This window comes from Streptomyces sp. NPDC050388 (genome assembly GCF_040655635.1).
GTDB lineage: Bacteria > Actinomycetota > Actinomycetes > Streptomycetales > Streptomycetaceae > Streptomyces.
This window is the reverse complement of sequence record NZ_JBFAKH010000010.1, coordinates 20142-35191: the sequence shown is the minus strand read 5'-3', so window position 1 is coordinate 35191 and position 15050 is coordinate 20142. Positions and strand designations below refer to the sequence as shown.

Genomic DNA, 15050 nt, shown 5'->3' with positions numbered 1-15050 from the left:
GGGTCTGTCATGCGGTGCCGGTCAGGTGCTCCGGTCGTACCGGCGTACGGTTCAGCTCCAGCCCGGTCGCGTTCCGGACGGCCGCGAGGACCGCCGGGGTGGACGACAGGGTGGGGGCCTCGCCGACGCCGCGCAGCCCGTACGGCGCGTGGTGGTCGGCGAGTTCGAGCACGTCGACGGGGATGGTCGGCGTGTCGAGGATGGTGGGGATGAGGTAGTCGGTGAAGGAGGGGTTGCGGACCTTCGCGGTCTTCGGGTCGACCAGGATCTCCTCCATGACCGCCACGCCCAGGCCCTGGGTGGTGCCGCCCTGGATCTGTCCGATGACGGACAGCGGGTTGAGCGCCTTGCCGACGTCCTGCGCGCAGGCCAGTTCGATCACCTTGACCAGGCCGAGCTCGGTGTCGACCTCGACGACGGCGCGGTGCGCGGCGAACGTGTACTGGACGTGCCCGTTGCCCTGGCCGGTGCGCAGGTCGAAGGGTTCGGTCGGCCGGTGCCGCCACTCCTCCTCCACCTCGACGGCCTCGTCGCCGAGGACGTCCACCAGGTCGGCGAGGACTTCGCCGCCGTCGGTGACGACCTTGCCGCCCTCCAGCAGGAGTTCGGCCGTCGCCCACGCCGGGTGGTACGAGCCGAGCCGGCGCCGGCCGAGTTCGAGCACCCGCTCGCGGACGAGTTCGCAGGCGTGGCGCACGGCGCCTCCGGTGACGTAGGTCTGCCGGGAGGCGGAGGTCGAACCGGCCGAGCCCACCCGGGTGTCGGCCGGGTGGATGGTCACCTGGGCGACACCGAGCTCGGTGCGGGCGATCTGGGCGTGGACGGTGACACCGCCCTGTCCGACCTCCGCCATCGCGGTGTGCACGGTGGCCACGGGCTGCCCGCCGACCACCTCCATCCGCACCCGCGCGGTGGAGTAGTCGTCGAAGCCCTCGGAGAAACCGACGTTCTTGATGCCGACCGCGTAGCCGACGCCGCGGACGACGCCCTCGCCGTGGGTGGTGTTGGACAGGCCGCCCGGCAACTGGCGGACGTCGGCGCCCTCGCTGCTCTCCCACTGCCGCTCGGGCGGCATCGGCATCGCCTTGACGCGGCGCAGGAGTTCGGCGACCGGCGCCGGGGAGTCGACCCGCTGCCCGGTGGGCATGACCGTGCCCTGCTCCATGGCGTTGAGCTGTCTGAACTCCACCGGGTCCATGCCGAGTTCCCGCGCCAGCTTGTCCATCTGCGCCTCGTAGGCGAAGCACGCCTGGACCGCGCCGAAGCCGCGCATGGCGCCGCAGGGCGGGTTGTTGGTGTAGAGGGCGAGGCCCTCGATCTCGACGTCGTCGACCCGGTAGGGGCCGATGCCGAGGGAGGTGGCGTTGCCGACCACGGCCGGGGAGGCGGAGGCGTACGCGCCGCCGTCGAGCACGATGCGGCACTTCACATGGGTCAGTCTGCCGTCGCGGGTGGCGCCGTGCTCGTAGAAGAGCTTGGCCGGGTGACGGTGGACGTGGCCGAAGAAGGACTCGAAGCGGTTGTAGACGATCTTGACGGGCTTGCCGGTGCGCAGGGCGAGCAGGCAGGCGTGGATCTGCATGGACAGGTCCTCGCGGCCCCCGAACGCGCCTCCGACGCCGGAGAGGGTCATCCGTACCTTGTCCTCGGGCAGGCCGAGGACGGGCGCGATCTGGCGCAGGTCGGAGTGGAGCCACTGGGTGGCGATGTAGAGGTGGACGCCCCCGTCCTCCTCGGGGACGGCGAGTCCCGACTCGGGGCCGAGGAACGCCTGGTCCTGCATGCCGAAGGTGTACTCGCCCTCGACGACCACGTCCGCCCGCTCGCGGGCCCGTGCCACGTCGCCGCGCACGATCGGCTGGCGGTGGACGATGTTGGGGTGGGGGACGTGGGCGAAGTGGTGGTCTTCCCGGTTCTCGTGGACGAGGGGCGCGTCGGGGGCGAGCGCGGAGGCCTCGTCGGTGACGACCGGGAGTTCGCGGTACTCGACCCTGATCCTGGCGGCGGCGCGGCGCGCGGTCTCCGGGTGGTCGGCGGCGACCATGGCGACGGGCTCGCCGTGGTGACGGACCTTGCCGTGGGCGAGGACGGGGGTGTCCTGGATCTCCAGGCCGTAGTTCTTCACCTCGGTCGGCAGGTCGTCGTGGGTCATGACGGCGTACACGCCCGGCAGCGCGAGGGCCTCGGAGGTGTCGATCGACACGATCTCGGCGTGCGCGACCGTGGAGCGCAGGATCTGGCCCCAGAGCATGTCCTCGTGCCACATGTCGGAGGAGTACGCGAACTCGCCGGTGACCTTGAGGGTGCCGTCGGGGCGGAGGGTGGACTCCCCGATGCCGCCCCTGGTCCGCGCGCCCTGGGTGAGGGTGGCGGGGGCGCCGACCGGTCCGGGCGCCGTGGAGGGCTCCTGGGTGGTCATGCGCGGGCCCCCTCGGACTGGCGGGCGGCCGCGAGGCGGACCGCGTCCATGATCTTCTCGTAGCCCGTGCAGCGGCACAGGTTGCCCGACAGCGCCTCGCGGATGTCCGCGTCGCTCGGGCTGGGGTTGCGCTCCAGCATCTCGTCGGCGGCGACCAGCAGGCCCGGGGTGCAGAATCCGCACTGGACGGCGCCGGCGTCGATGAACGCCTGCTGGATCGGGGCGAGTTCGGTGCCCTCGCCGGTCTGCGAGCCGGTGCCCGGGGCCGCCTGCCACCGGTGGGCCTCGTTCAAGGAGGTGCCGCTTTCCGCGGGAGTGGCACCGTGTCCGGCACCGGCACCGCGGGAACGCTGCCGGGCGAAGTCCGCCAGTCCCTCGACCGTGACGACGTCACGGCCCTCGGCCTGGCCGGCCGCGACGAGGCACGAGCACACCGGGACGCCGTCCAGGCGCACCGTGCAGGAGCCGCACTCGCCCTGTTCGCAGGCGTTCTTGGAGCCGGGCAGGCCGAGCCGCTCGCGCAGCACGTACAGCAGGGACTCGCCCTCCCACACGTCGTCGGCCCGCTGGGGCCGTCCGTTGACGGTGAAGTCGATACGCATCACGCGGCTCCCTCGGTGCTACGGCGGGCGCCGCGGTACGACTCCCAGGTCCAGGTCAGCGTGCGGCGGGCCATGACGCCGACGGCGTGCCGACGGTAACTCGCGGTGCCCCGCACGTCGTCGATCGGGTTGCAGGCGGCGGCACACAGGTCCGCGAACTGCTTGGCCACGGACGGTGTGACGATCTTCCCGTTGTCCCAGAAGCCGCCCTCGTCGAGCGCCGCGTTCAGGAACTCCTCGGCGGCCGTGGCGCGTACGGGCGTGGGTGCCGCGGAGCCGATGCCGGTGCGGACCGTACGGGTCTCGGGGTGCAGGGCCAGGCCGAACGCGCACACGGCGATGACCATCGCGTTGCGGGTGCCGACCTTGGAGAACTGCTGGGGGCCGTCGGCCTTCTTGATGTGCACGGCGCGGATCAGCTCGTCCGGCGCCAGCGCGTTGCGCTTCACGCCGGTGTAGAAGGCGTCGATCGGAATGCGGCGGGACCCGCGCACCGACTCGGCCTCGACCTCGGCACCGGCGGCGAGCAGCGCCGGGTGGGCGTCGCCCGCCGGGGAGGCGGTGCCGAGGTTGCCGCCGACCCCGCCGCGGTTGCGGATCTGCGGGGAGGCGACCGTGTGGGAGGCGAGGGCGAGACCCGGCAGCTCGGCCCGCAGGTGCTCCATGATCCTCGAGTACGGGACGGAGGCGCCGAGCCGTACGGTGTCCTCGCCGACCTCCCACTCGGCGAGGTCCGCGATGCGGTTGAGGTCCATGAGGTACTCGGGTCTGCGGTGGTCGAAGTTGATCTCGACCATCACATCGGTGCCGCCCGCGATCGGTACGGCGGTGGGGTGCTCGGCCTTCGCGGCGAGCGCCTCCTCCCAGCTGGCTGGGCGAAGGAAGTCCATGACCGACTCTCTTCTTCGTCTCGTGTCGTGCGCGTCGAGTTGTTCCTCCCGTGAGTCGTACGGGATCGAGCCGATCCGTGCCCGGCGGGCCCGGCCCGTCCCTGGGGGATTCACTCGGAGTGCGCCTCAGTACACCGTCCGTTGCTCCACCCGGGTCAGTCACGAAAGCCATGAAGGAGTTGGCTGGCCAGTGCGATCATCTTGTAGATTCATATGAATGGAGGGCCTCGGCGGCTTCAGCGACCTCGACGATCGCAGTGATCTCCATGTCTTCCTCCAGGAACAACGGATCCGGAGGACACGGAGAGCACTCTTCTGGTAGCCGACCGACCGCAACCGATCGGCCGCCCGCCGGGCGCTGCGCCGAAACCGCTGAGTTCCCTCCACGGCCCATCGTGGGCATCGACGCATGTGAAGCACATGACTCACATATCGACGCACACATCGACACAAAGGGAACGGCGGCGACGAGAATGCGGCTGCGCGCACTGCTGGAGACCGACGCGCTGGGTCTCAGGCTGCTCGGCGGCGAGGACGAGCTGGACCGCACCGTGCACGGGGTGATGACCACCGACCTCAAGGACCCCAGCCGCTATCTCTCGGGCGGGGAACTGGTGCTCACGGGCCTGGCCTGGCGCCGGGACCCCGCCGACTCGGAGCCGTTCGTGCGGCGCATGGTGCGGGCGGGGATCGCCGCCCTGGCGGCCGGTGAGGCCGAGCTGGGCGACATCCCGGACGACCTGATCGCTGCCTGTGCGCGGCACCGGCTGCCGCTGTTCGCGGTGCACGAGTCGGTGGCCTTCGCGACCGTCACCGAGCACGTCGTGCGGAAGGTGTCCGGCGAGCGGGCCGGGGACCTCGCGGCCGTGGTGGACCGGCACCGGCGGATGATGACCTCGGGCCCGGCGGGCGGCGGCCCGGACGTGGTGCTCGATCTGCTCGGCACCGACCTGGACCTGCGGGCGTGGGTGCTCTCGCCCACCGGGCGGCTGATCGCCGGTCCGAAGGCCGCGGGGCCGGGGCTGCCCGCGGGCGTGGGGGCACGGCTCGCGGCGGAGCATCTGGCGGCCGCCCGCTCCGGCCGGCCCGGACCGCACCGGGTGACGCTGGACGACCGGACCACGTACAGCCTCTTCCCGGTGCGCGGCGGGCACTCCGCGCGGCCCCCGCGGGGCGGGCGGGACGCCCCCGGGGTCCAGGACGGCCCGGACGGCCGGGGGACGGTGCTGTCGGACTGGCTGCTGGCGGTCGAGGCGGACGCCGGGGACTGGGCCGGGGAACGGCTGGACCTGCTGTACGGCGTCACCCAGCTGATCGCGGTCGAACGGGACCGCCGGGACGCGGCGCGCACGGTGCGCCGCCGACTCGCGCACGAGGTGCTGGAGCTGGTGCAGGCGGGAGCCGCGCCGGCCGAGGTCGCGGCCCGGCTGCGGGTGGCGGCGCCGGTACTGCTGCCCGGGTTCGGGGCCGCGCCGCACTGGCAGGTGGTCGTGGCCCGCGTCGACTGGGACGGCGGCGGGGTCGAGGGCGGTCCGGCGGCGCAGGCGCTGCTCGAGGAGATCCTGGTCGACCCGGCGTCGACGGGGCCCGAGCAGTCCGACCGGCTCGCGGTGACGCACACCGGGGAGGAGGCGATCGCGCTCGTCCCGCTGCCGGCGGTGGCGGGCGAGCACGAGGGCTCCGACGAGAGCGGGCTCCTCGCGGAGACCCTGTTGAGGTCCGTACGGGACCCGCTGACCGCCGGTCTGGACGGCGACGGGCGGCTCACGCTCGGGGTCAGCGCGGCCGTGCACTCGGCGGAGGGGCTGCGCGGGGCCCTGGAGGAGGCGCGGCACGCGCGGCGCGTGGCCGCGGCCCGTCCGGGCCGGGTCTGCGCGGCCGGCCACCACGAGCTGGCCTCGCACGTCCTGCTGCTCCCCTTCGTCCCCGACGACGTACGGCGGGCCTTCACCGCCCGTCTCCTGGACCCGCTGCGGGAGTACGACCGGCGCCACCGCGCCGAGTTGATCCCCACCCTGGAAGCCTTCCTGGACTGCGACGGCTCCTGGACCCGCTGCGCCTCCCGGCTGCATCTGCACGTCAACACCCTGCGGTACCGGGTGGGCCGCATCGAGCAGTTGACGGGCCGCGACCTGTCCCGCCTGGAGGACAAGCTGGACTTCTTCCTGGCGCTCCGCATGAGTTGAGGGCGGACCGCTGACGGGGGCCGGGGCCGTCCGGGGCGGGGGTGGCGTGCGGCGGAGTCGTGCGCCGGCGGGGACTCGCGGGCGCCGTCGGGGAGTTGGCCGTTCGTGCCCGTTGATCCATGACTTTGTGAAATCCTTCACCCACCCTCTTGGCCCGGCCCCGTTGTTCGTGCTGAGATGCGGCCACCACTCAACAGCTCGAAGGCGTGCTCGGGGAGGGCAACGTGGCGCATACCGCCATGTCTGGTAACGGAACGACCGCTGGTGACGATCCTCTCCAGACCGCGGTATGGCGGCTGCGCTCACGCGCCTGTTGGGTCGACGCCGCCGCCCTGCTCACGCCGGTGACCCCGGCCACCGCGCTGCAGCGGGCGTCGCTCCTGGTGGAGCGGTGCCTGTACACCGAGGCGGGGTGGGAGGAGGCCGAGGACGCGCTGCGTACGGCCGAGGCGCTGGCCGACAGCGACGACGAGCGGGGCGCCGCCGCTTGTGAACGCGGGTACTTGGCCTACGCCGCCACCCTGTTCGGCGTGCGGGACCGGGCCGACGAGGCACGGGCCGCGCTCGGACGCGCGGCGGCACTGATCCCTCCGGGGGCCGCGGCGCGGGCGCTGCTGGACTTCCGGCGCGGGTTGATCGCCGAGAACCTGACCCGGTCCCCGCAGTCGGCGCGCGCCGCGTACCACCGCGCCCACGCGGGCGCCACCGCGCACGCCGATCCGCTGCTGCTCTCCGGCACCTGGCGCCACCTCGCCGGACTCGCCCTGAGGGAGGGAGAGTTGGCGGAGGCACGGCACGGCTTCGCCGAATCACTGCGGATCCGCGAGGAGCTGGGCTACCTGGTCGGAACGGCACCGGCCCTGGTCTCCCTCGCCGACACGGAGACCGACCCGGAGGCGTCCCGCCTGCGGGAGGAGGCCCGCCGCCTGTTGCGCCTGCTCGGCGGTGTCCCCACCTGGCTGTCCCGCCAACTGGCCCCGCCGGCGCCGGGAGCGGCCTCGGCGTAGCGGCGCCCCGCCGTCCTCAGACCACCCCGGTGAAGTGGTCCTCCACCAGCGACCGCACCGCGTCCGGGTCACCCGCGATCAACGCGTCCAGCAGGGCGGTGTGTTCGTGGGCGTCGGTCACCAGTCGCGCCGCCCCGCCCCGGGCGCCGGGGGCGGAGCCGATCAGGGGCCACTGGGCGCGGCGGTGCAGGTCCTCGGCGATCCGGAGCAATTGTTCGTTGCCGGCCAGGGCGAGCACCGCGCGGTGGAAGGCGCGGTCGGACTCGGCGTACGTGGCACGGCAGCCGGAGGAGGCGGCACGGATGGTGGCCTCGGCGAGGGGGCGCAGTTCGGCCCAGCGTTCGGCGGGCACCGTACGGGACAGCCGCAGCACCACCGGGATCTCGATCAGCGCCCGGACCTCGGTCAGTTCGGCCAGTTCCCGGTCGCCCCGCTCCACGACCCGGAACCCCCGGTTCGGCACCACCTCGACCGCGCCCTCCAGGGTGAGTTGCTGCATGGCCTCGCGGACCGGTGTCGCGGAGACCCCGAACCGCTCGGCCAGCACCGGCGCGGAGTACACCGCGCCGGGCCGCAGATCACCCGTCACCAGGGCGGTGCGCAGCGCGGCGAGGATCTGCCCGCGCACGGAGGACCGCTGGACGGACCGTCGGGGCAGGGGCCGGGGAAGGGCCGGTTCGCTGTGCGTGTGCTCACCGCGCACGCCGTCGGTCCCGGTCCCGCCGGGTGCGGCGGCGCCGGTCCCCTCACCTCGCGGCCGGTTCCGTGGCCGGTCCACGTCCTCCGCGCCGGGCTGGGCGGGCACCCTGCCCCTGTCCGTGGCGCCCTGCCCGGTCCCCGTGTCGTCCACCCCGACAAAGCCCTTCGTGCCCTGCTTCACCGGGTCCTCCTCCGGATGTATCGGTACTTGGGGTCATTACGGTGGCTTGTCACTCGCTCGTCAAGCACCTTAAGGGCACCGGGCCCCCGGTTCACATCCCGACGATCTTGGGTAAGGTGAGGCTTACCTTAATTGGCCCGGTGTCGGCCGGCCTCGGTCCGGCTCGACGAGACGTGAAGGGGTGGTCCCATGGCAGTGCCCGGTTCGGCCGTCGCGGACGCGTACGCCCGTCTGGCAGAGGTCTTCCCGGCACTCGCCGTCACGGAACTCGCCGTCGGCGAGGAGGCTCCCCGGGGCGGCGCCTGGGTCGCCGCCGACGCCCTCGCCGAAGGGGACGGCGGGAGCGCGCTGGACACCTTCCTGGCCTGGGACGAGAGCCAGATACTGCGGGACTACGGGCAGCGGGCCCGCCCGGACGTGGTCGCCAGTTTCGGCCTGCACCGCTACGCCTGGCCCGCCTGCCTGCTGATCACCGTGCCGTGGTTCCTGCACCGCCGCGTGCCGCGTTACCCCGTGACGCACGTCTCCTTCGACCGCACCGCCGCCGGGCTCGCCGTGGGCCGCATGGCCGTACGGCCGGACACCTTCGCCTGCCTTCCCGGCGACCCGGCGGCCTCGCTGCCCGGCGCCCGCGTGGTTCCGCACGAGGAGGCGCTGCGGGCCGAGGTGCGGACCGCCGTCGCCGAGCACCTCGAACCCGTCCTGACGGGCTTCGGCCCGCGGATGCGGCGGCGCGGCCGCGCTCTGTGGGGCATGGCGACCGACGAGGTCGTGGAGGGCCTGCGGTACATCGGCCAGTTGCTCGGCGAGGAGGAGCGGGCCCTGCGGGAGCTGGAACTGCTGCTGCCCGGCGCGACCGAGCCGTACGTCGGCGCGGCGGGGTTCCGCCGGACGACCGGGCCGGAGGGCGAACCGACGCACACCCGGGACCGGATCAGCTGCTGCATGTTCTACACCCTGCGTCCCGAGGACATCTGCGCCACCTGCCCGCGCACCTGCGGGGGCGCGAAGGCCGTCACCAGACAGCTGGCGAGGGCGAGCTGACGCCGCGAAGGTCACAGGCGATTCACGATTCCCCCACTCGCTGCGGGAACTCTCCATCGAACCACTCGTACGGGTAGTCTCATTCGAACCCGACTCTCACGACCAAAGCGTCAGTTCGAGCAGAACGACGCCCTGGGTGTCCCCTCGCGCTTCGATGGCCGCCACTTGCCCCGAAATCCCCTGAGGGACGGTGGGATTGGGCCACTATGGCGGGCGTTACGCCCTATCCCAATGCAAGGGACCCCTAGATGAGACTGACCGATATATCGCTGAATTGGCTGCTTCCGGGCGCCGTGCTGCTCCTGGGCATGCTGGCGGCGGTGGCGGTGCTCGCGCGCGGCAAGCGCTCCTCGGTCAAGGACACGAGTGCGGACGACTCGTGGGAGCGCAGCGAGGAGCGCCGCAGGCGCAAGGAGGCCGTCTACGGCACCGTCTCCTACGTCCTGCTGTTCTGCTGTGCGGCGGTGGCGGCGGCGCTCTCCTTCCACGGTCTGGTCGGCTTCGGTGAGCAGAACCTCGGCCTGTCCGGCGGCTGGCAGTACCTCGTCCCCTTCGGTCTGGACGGCGCGGCGATGTTCTGCTCGGTGCTCGCCGTGCGCGAGGCGAGCCACGGTGACGCGGCGCTCGGCTCCCGCATACTCGTGTGGACGTTCGCGTTCGCCGCGGCCTGGTTCAACTGGGTGCACGCTCCCCGGGGCATCGGACACGCGGGCGCCCCGCACTTCTTCGCGGGTATGTCCCTGTCGGCGGCCGTGCTGTTCGACCGCGCGCTGAAGCAGACCCGCCGGGCCGCCCTGCGCGAACAGGGCCTGGTGCCGCGACCGTTGCCGCAGATCCGTATCGTCCGCTGGCTGCGGGCCCCCCGTGAGACGTACCGTGCCTGGTCGCTGATGCTCCTGGAGGGCGTGCGCAGCCTGGACGAGGCGGTCGAGGAGGTGCGCGAGGACCAGCGCCAGAAGGACGAGACGCGACGGCGCAGGCGCGAGCACGAGCGGGTGGAGCGGGCGCGGCTGAAGGCGATCAGCCGCGGCCACCGCGGTGTGCTGGGCCGGGGCGCCGGCCACCAGGCGGAGGCTCCGACGGTGGAGCGGGCCGACGACATGGTCCCCGCGGAGCCCGTCATACCGGCGCCGGAGGCCCTGCCGATGCGCGCGCGTCCCTCCCTCCAGCCGGTACGCCGCGGTTCCGACCCGGTGACCGTCGACCTCACCGCGGAGGACGACACCCAGGCACTGCCGCGCCTGGACTCCCTGGAGCGCAAGCTCAAGGACCTGGAGCAGCAGTTCGGCTGACGGGCGACGACGCGTCAGGCGGCGTCCGCGTCGAGTTCGAACCAGACCGCCTTGCCCACCGCGTGCGCCCTGATCCCCCACGCGTCGGCGAGGGACTCGACCAGCACCAGCCCCCGGCCGTGCGTACCGTCACCTGCGTCCGGTACCCGCGGCCGGGGCTCGTGGTCCACGAAGTCCCGCACCTCGACCCGTAGTCCACGGGGCCCGACGGTGGCGGTGAGGACCGCCGCCCGGTCGGTGTGGACCAGTGCGTTGGTGACGAGCTCGGTGGTGAGCAGCTCGGCCGTCTCCGACTGTCCGGGTCTGCCCCAGTGCCTGAGCAGTTCTCGCAGGTCGTGGCGGGACTCGGGCACCGCCCGCAGGTCCGCGCGTCCCAGCCGGCGTCTCAGCTGTGCCGCCGGGGCCCGCTCCCCGTCGCCGTCGGCCGTCTCCTCCACGGTCGTCACCCGGGTCGTCCCGGCCATGCCGGGGCCACCCCCTCGTGCCTGCCTTCTCATGGCCCCCGCCCGCGTTCCGGTGTCGATTCCCCCTGCGGCTCGAACATGTCCATGGGAATCCATGCCCCCTCACCCACGCGCCAAGTCATGTGGCATGGTCAAGGCCGGTTATTGGCCGAACTTCAACGGCCACACACGTGTGCGGGGTCGTCCTCCCGACCCCCGTGGCGAGAGGACGACCCCGGTCTTCACGGTGGTCGTGGGCGCCGTCAGTACAGCTTGTCGACGGCCGTGGTCGTCGTCTTCTTGAAGGCGGCCACCGGGGCGTCGTCGAAGTCGCCCATCTGCCCCCAGCCCACGACGGTCACCGTCCTGCCGTCCCGTCCCACGGACAGCAGGTGGATGTCGGTGGCCCCCCAGGAGGCGCTGGTGTGCAGACCGTGCACCTGCGCGCCCTCCTCGACCGGCAGCGAGCCGTAGTACCGGCCCTCGGCGTCGAGTTCCGGGTCGGTTCGCTCGATCCGGTCCGCGCAGGAACGGATCTTCTTGTTCAGCAGTGCGGCCAGTGCCTTGCCCTGGGCGGCCGAGCCGGTCACGACGGTGGCCTGCACGGCACCCGTGTCCAGTTCGGTGTGGAAGACCCGGTGCCGGTAGCCGTGGGCCGGCACGCCCTCGCCCAGGCAGCGGGCGAGCTCCATCGGGAAGCCGTCGGTGACCGGTCCCGCGGTCCACTCGGACCACGCGTGCGGAGGCAGCTCGGAAGCCGCGAGGAACCTGGGTGAGGCGGCCTTGTTCTCCAGGGCCCCGGCCGGCCCGGTGAGTGCCGTGACGGCGGCGAGGGCGGCGACGGTGAGTGCGGAGAGTGCGGCGGCGCGGGTGCGCTTGGGCATGGGTGTCCCCCGTGAGGAGTGCGTGGTGGGATGCGGTACGGCGTGTTGCGGCCGTCTCGGCCGGCCGTTGGTCCGGCCGTCGTGCACCGCGGCCACCGGCAGGGGCGCGGTGGTCCGTCCGGTGGTCGTCGGGACGACACCCAGAGCATCGGCCGTCCCGGGAGGCCGGCGCAAGCGTCGGCGCCCGATCCCTGGGGATGGAACCATCCCAGCCCGTCTGACGTGCAGGTACATGGGGTGCCTGGGATGCCGTTCCGTGCCCGGTTCGGCCCAACGAGTACGAGGTGACGGTGTCGGCACAGGACGATGTGGCGCGGTTCGCGGCGCTGCTGAGGGAACTGAAGGAGCGTACGGACCGCAGCTACGGCTCGCTGGCCCGCCGTCTCGGCATGAACACCTCGACCCTGCACCGCTACTGCGCCGGAGAGGCGGTCCCCCTCGACTTCGCGCCCGTGGAGCGTTTCGCCGCCTTGTGCGGGGCGTCGGGCGGGGAACGCCTGGAACTCCACCGTCGCTGGCTCCTGGCGGTCGCGGCACGACAACGGCCTCGGGCGGCGGAGGCGGAGGCGGAGGCGGGTTCGGACGCTCCCGGCGGTGACGCTGCCGGTGCCGACACCGACACCGAGCGTCCCGCCCCGGACGCCGGCACCGTGAGCGGCCCTCGGCCCGCGCCCGCCCGCCCCCGGCCCTGGTACCGGCGCAAGCGCGTCACGGGCACACTTGCCGTCGCCTGTGCGTCACTCGCCACGGCGGGAACACTGGCCGCACTGCCGGACGGCCACCGCTCCTCCCCCGACGACGGCACCCGGGTCGCCACCGCACACCCGGCACCGACCGCATCCGCGGAACCCACGGCAGCGGACCGCCCCGCCCCGTCGCCGCCCGCGTCAGGTTCCTCTGGTTCCTCCGTCCCGGGGCGCACCCCCGACGCCCCCGGGGCACGGGGCGAGCCGTCCGGCCCGGCCACCCCCGGGGGCACCGGACGCACCCCCGAGAGGTCCGCCTCCCCCGCCGGGACGCCCCTCGCCTGGACCGTCGACTCGCATGCCTGGGCGTTCGGCTGCGGCCACGACTACGTCATCGCCAAGCCGCCCGCCCAGGTTCCGCCGCCCCCGGCGCCGCAGGACGCCGGTACCTGGGCGGCGACGCAGACGGCGGTGCACGGGGGCGAGACGATCGTGGAGCTGTCCGTGCAGGGGACGTCCGACACGGCCGTCGTCCTCACGGCGCTGCGGGTCCGGGTGACCGGCCGCAGCGACCCCGCCCCGGGGAACGCGTACGCCATGGACCAGGGCTGCGGCGGCGCCCTCACCCCGCGGTACTTCGACGTGGACCTGGACAAGGACCGGCCCGTCGCCCGCGCGGTCGCCGGGAACGACGCCGGCACGCCGATCCCGGCGGTCCGGATGCCCTACCGGGTCTCCGCGACGGACCCGGAGGTGCTGCAGGTCACCGCCCGGACCGTGACCTGCGACTGCCGCTGGTACCTGGAACTGGACTGGTCCTCCACCGGCCGTTCCGGCACCGTGCGGATCGACGACCGGGGCCGTCCGTTCCGCACCAGCGGCATCGAGGGCCTGCCTCACCACGAGTACGACACCAGCGTCCGCCGCTGGGCGCCCCGCACGGGCTGACCTCCCGTCACGGCCTGGGCACATTGCGCAGGTTGGAGCGCGCCATCTGGAGCATCCGGCCCACCCCGCCGTCCAGCACCATCTTCGACGCGGACAGCGCGAAGCCGGTCACCATCTCGGCGCTGATCTTCGGTGGGATGGACAGCGCGTTGGGATCGGTGACGACGTCGACGAGGGCCGGACCCTTGTGCTTGAACGCCGACTTGAGGGCTCCGGCGAGGTCCTTCGGCTTCTCCACCCGCACCCCGTGCGCGCCGCAGGCGCGGGCGACGGCGGCGAAGTCGGGGTTCTTCATGGCGGTTCCGTGCGAGGGCAGCCCGGCAACCAGCATCTCCAACTCGACCATGCTGAGCGAGGAGTTGTTGAAGAGGACGACCTTCACCGGCAGGTCGTACTGGACGAGGGTGAGGAAGTCACCCATGAGCATGGTGAATCCGCCGTCCCCGGACATCGACACGACCTGTCGGCCCCGGTCGACGAACTGCGCCCCGATCGCCATCGGCAGCGCGTTCGCCATCGAGCCGTGGGAGAAGGAACCGATGACCCGGCGGCGGCCGTTGGGCGAGACGTAGCGGGCCGCCCAGACGTTGCACATGCCGGTGTCCACGGTGAACACCGCGTCGTCCTCGGCGAGTTCGTCCAGCACGGAGGCCACGTACTCGGGGTGGATCGGCACGTGCTTCTCGACATTCTGCGTGTACGCCTTCACCACCCCCTCCAGCGCGTCCGCGTGCTTCTTCAGCATCCGGTCGAGGAACCTGCGGTCGTCCTTGGCCTTGACCCTCGGGGTCAGGCAGCGCAGCGTCTCCCGCACGTCGCCCCACACCGCGAGGTCCAGTTTCGAGCGGCGGCCGAGGTTCTCGGGCCGCACGTCGACCTGGACGATCCTCACGTCGTCGGGGAGGAAGGCGTTGTACGGGAAGTCGGTGCCGAGCAGGATCAGCAGGTCGCACTCGTGGGTGGCCTCGTAGGCGGCGCCGTATCCGAGCAGCCCGCTCATGCCGACGTCGTACGGGTTGTCGTACTGGATCCACTCCTTGCCGCGCAGGGCGTGCCCGACCGGGGACTTGATCTTCTGGGCGAACTCCATGACCTCGGCGTGCGCGCCCTGTGTGCCGGCGCCGCAGAAGAGGGTGACCTTCCCGGCCGCGTCGATCATGTCGACGAGCCGGTCGATCTCGGCGTCGCCGGGCCGGACCGTGGGCCGGGAGGTGACCAGGGCGGTCTCGGCGGCCTTCTCCGGGGCGGCGTGGTCGGCGATGTCACCGGGCAGGGTGACGACGCTGACCCCGGAGCGGCCCACCGCGTTCTGGATGGCGGTGTGCAGCAGCCGGGGCATCTGCTGGGGACTGGAGATCATCTCGCTGTAGTGGCTGCACTCGCGGAACAGCTGGTCGGGATGGGTCTCCTGGAAGTAGCCGAGGCCGATCTCGCTGGAGGGGATGTGCGAGGCGAGGGCGAGGACCGGGGCCATGGACCGGTGGGCGTCGTACAGCCCGTTGATGAGGTGGAGGTTGCCGGGCCCGCAGGAGCCGGCGCAGGCGGCGAGCCGGCCGGTGATCTGGGCCTCGGCACCGGCGGCGAAGGCGGCGGTCTCCTCGTGCCGGACGTGGACCCAGTCGATGGCGGAGTTGCGGCGCACGGCGTCGACCACGGGGTTGAGGCTGTCGCCGACGACGCCGTAGAGGCGCTTGACTCCCGCGCGGGTCAGGATGTCGACGAACTGTTCCGCGACGTTCTGTTTGGCCATGGCTCTCGGGTGCCCCTTC

Annotated in this window: 12 protein-coding genes; 5 read left to right on the top strand and 7 right to left on the bottom strand. The window is 72.7% G+C overall.

Going from position 1 to position 15050, the window contains the following annotated elements; genetic code table 11:
* Window positions 1-7: 7 nt before the first annotated feature.
* The 3 genes from pucD to AB0I73_RS07840 are packed head-to-tail and all read right to left on the bottom strand — an operon-like array spanning window position 8 to window position 3911.
* Window positions 8-2419 carry a xanthine dehydrogenase subunit D gene (pucD, locus tag AB0I73_RS07850; protein WP_363034866.1) on the bottom strand — a complete coding sequence of 804 codons (2412 nt, stop codon included), beginning with the start codon at window positions 2417-2419 and terminating at the stop codon, window positions 8-10.
* On the bottom strand, window positions 2416-3021 hold the full coding sequence (locus AB0I73_RS07845) for a (2Fe-2S)-binding protein (RefSeq protein ID WP_363034864.1): 606 nt from the start codon (window positions 3019-3021) through the stop codon (window positions 2416-2418). The genes pucD and AB0I73_RS07845 overlap by 4 nt, the downstream gene beginning before the upstream one ends.
* Window positions 3021-3911 carry an FAD binding domain-containing protein gene (locus tag AB0I73_RS07840; protein ID WP_363034862.1) on the bottom strand — a complete coding sequence of 297 codons (891 nt, stop codon included), beginning with the start codon at window positions 3909-3911 and terminating at the stop codon, window positions 3021-3023. Before AB0I73_RS07840 ends, AB0I73_RS07845 begins: the two co-directional genes overlap by 1 nt.
* 473 nt (window positions 3912-4384) lie before the next feature.
* Here AB0I73_RS07840 and AB0I73_RS07835 point away from each other — a divergent pair, with 473 nt between their 5' ends.
* Together AB0I73_RS07835 and AB0I73_RS07830 are read left to right on the top strand one after the other, a co-directional pair.
* Window positions 4385-6097 carry a PucR family transcriptional regulator ligand-binding domain-containing protein gene (locus tag AB0I73_RS07835; protein ID WP_363034860.1) on the top strand — a complete coding sequence of 571 codons (1713 nt, stop codon included), beginning with the start codon at window positions 4385-4387 and terminating at the stop codon, window positions 6095-6097.
* A 239-nt stretch (window positions 6098-6336) separates the two neighbouring features.
* A complete protein-coding gene (locus tag AB0I73_RS07830; protein WP_363034858.1) occupies window positions 6337-7104 on the top strand; it encodes a hypothetical protein in 768 nt (255 codons plus the stop codon).
* Between the two features lie 16 nt (window positions 7105-7120).
* Here AB0I73_RS07830 and AB0I73_RS07825 read toward each other — a convergent pair whose 3' ends face one another.
* Window positions 7121-7984, bottom strand: a complete 864-nt coding sequence (locus AB0I73_RS07825; protein ID WP_363034856.1) for a GntR family transcriptional regulator — start codon at window positions 7982-7984, stop codon at window positions 7121-7123.
* A 189-nt stretch (window positions 7985-8173) separates the two neighbouring features.
* Here AB0I73_RS07825 and AB0I73_RS07820 point away from each other — a divergent pair, with 189 nt between their 5' ends.
* Entirely contained in the window at window positions 8174-9028 is an 855-nt protein-coding gene (locus AB0I73_RS07820) for a (2Fe-2S)-binding protein (protein ID WP_363034854.1), read from the top strand.
* 248 nt (window positions 9029-9276) lie between these two features.
* Window positions 9277-10320: a DUF2637 domain-containing protein gene (locus AB0I73_RS07815; RefSeq protein ID WP_363034852.1), complete on the top strand. Its 1044-nt coding sequence runs from the start codon at window positions 9277-9279 to the stop codon at window positions 10318-10320.
* 14 nt (window positions 10321-10334) lie between these two features.
* Here AB0I73_RS07815 and AB0I73_RS07810 read toward each other — a convergent pair whose 3' ends face one another.
* Window positions 10335-10784: an ATP-binding protein gene (locus tag AB0I73_RS07810; protein ID WP_363034850.1), complete on the bottom strand. Its 450-nt coding sequence runs from the start codon at window positions 10782-10784 to the stop codon at window positions 10335-10337.
* Window positions 10785-11026: 242 nt separating this feature from the next.
* Window positions 11027-11647, bottom strand: a complete 621-nt coding sequence (locus tag AB0I73_RS07805) for a hypothetical protein (RefSeq protein ID WP_363034845.1) — start codon at window positions 11645-11647, stop codon at window positions 11027-11029.
* 290 nt (window positions 11648-11937) lie between these two features.
* Between AB0I73_RS07805 and AB0I73_RS07800 the strand changes: the two genes are divergently transcribed.
* Window positions 11938-13281, top strand: a complete 1344-nt coding sequence (locus AB0I73_RS07800; protein WP_363035042.1) for a helix-turn-helix transcriptional regulator — start codon at window positions 11938-11940, stop codon at window positions 13279-13281.
* Window positions 13282-13288: 7 nt separating this feature from the next.
* Here the strand turns inward: AB0I73_RS07800 and AB0I73_RS07795 are convergent, their stop codons facing one another.
* Window positions 13289-15031 carry a pyruvate dehydrogenase gene (locus AB0I73_RS07795; protein ID WP_363034843.1) on the bottom strand — a complete coding sequence of 581 codons (1743 nt, stop codon included), beginning with the start codon at window positions 15029-15031 and terminating at the stop codon, window positions 13289-13291.
* Window positions 15032-15050 lie beyond the last annotated feature (19 nt).

What these genes read in the sequence shown, in the direction of transcription:
- AB0I73_RS07830 (WP_363034858.1), top strand. Translation starts at nt 6,337, where the DNA reads ATGTCTGGTAACGGAACGACCGCTGGTGACGATCCTCTCCAGACCGCG.
- pucD (WP_363034866.1), bottom strand. Translation starts at nt 2,419, where the DNA reads ATGACCACCCAGGAGCCCTCCACGGCGCCCGGACCGGTCGGCGCCCCC.
- AB0I73_RS07815 (WP_363034852.1), top strand. Translation starts at nt 9,277, where the DNA reads ATGAGACTGACCGATATATCGCTGAATTGGCTGCTTCCGGGCGCCGTG.
- AB0I73_RS07805 (WP_363034845.1), bottom strand. Translation starts at nt 11,647, where the DNA reads ATGCCCAAGCGCACCCGCGCCGCCGCACTCTCCGCACTCACCGTCGCC.
- AB0I73_RS07845 (WP_363034864.1), bottom strand. Translation starts at nt 3,021, where the DNA reads ATGCGTATCGACTTCACCGTCAACGGACGGCCCCAGCGGGCCGACGAC.
- AB0I73_RS07810 (WP_363034850.1), bottom strand. Translation starts at nt 10,784, where the DNA reads ATGGCCGGGACGACCCGGGTGACGACCGTGGAGGAGACGGCCGACGGC.
- AB0I73_RS07820 (WP_363034854.1), top strand. Translation starts at nt 8,174, where the DNA reads ATGGCAGTGCCCGGTTCGGCCGTCGCGGACGCGTACGCCCGTCTGGCA.
- AB0I73_RS07840 (WP_363034862.1), bottom strand. Translation starts at nt 3,911, where the DNA reads ATGGACTTCCTTCGCCCAGCCAGCTGGGAGGAGGCGCTCGCCGCGAAG.
- AB0I73_RS07835 (WP_363034860.1), top strand. Translation starts at nt 4,385, where the DNA reads ATGCGGCTGCGCGCACTGCTGGAGACCGACGCGCTGGGTCTCAGGCTG.
- AB0I73_RS07795 (WP_363034843.1), bottom strand. Translation starts at nt 15,031, where the DNA reads ATGGCCAAACAGAACGTCGCGGAACAGTTCGTCGACATCCTGACCCGC.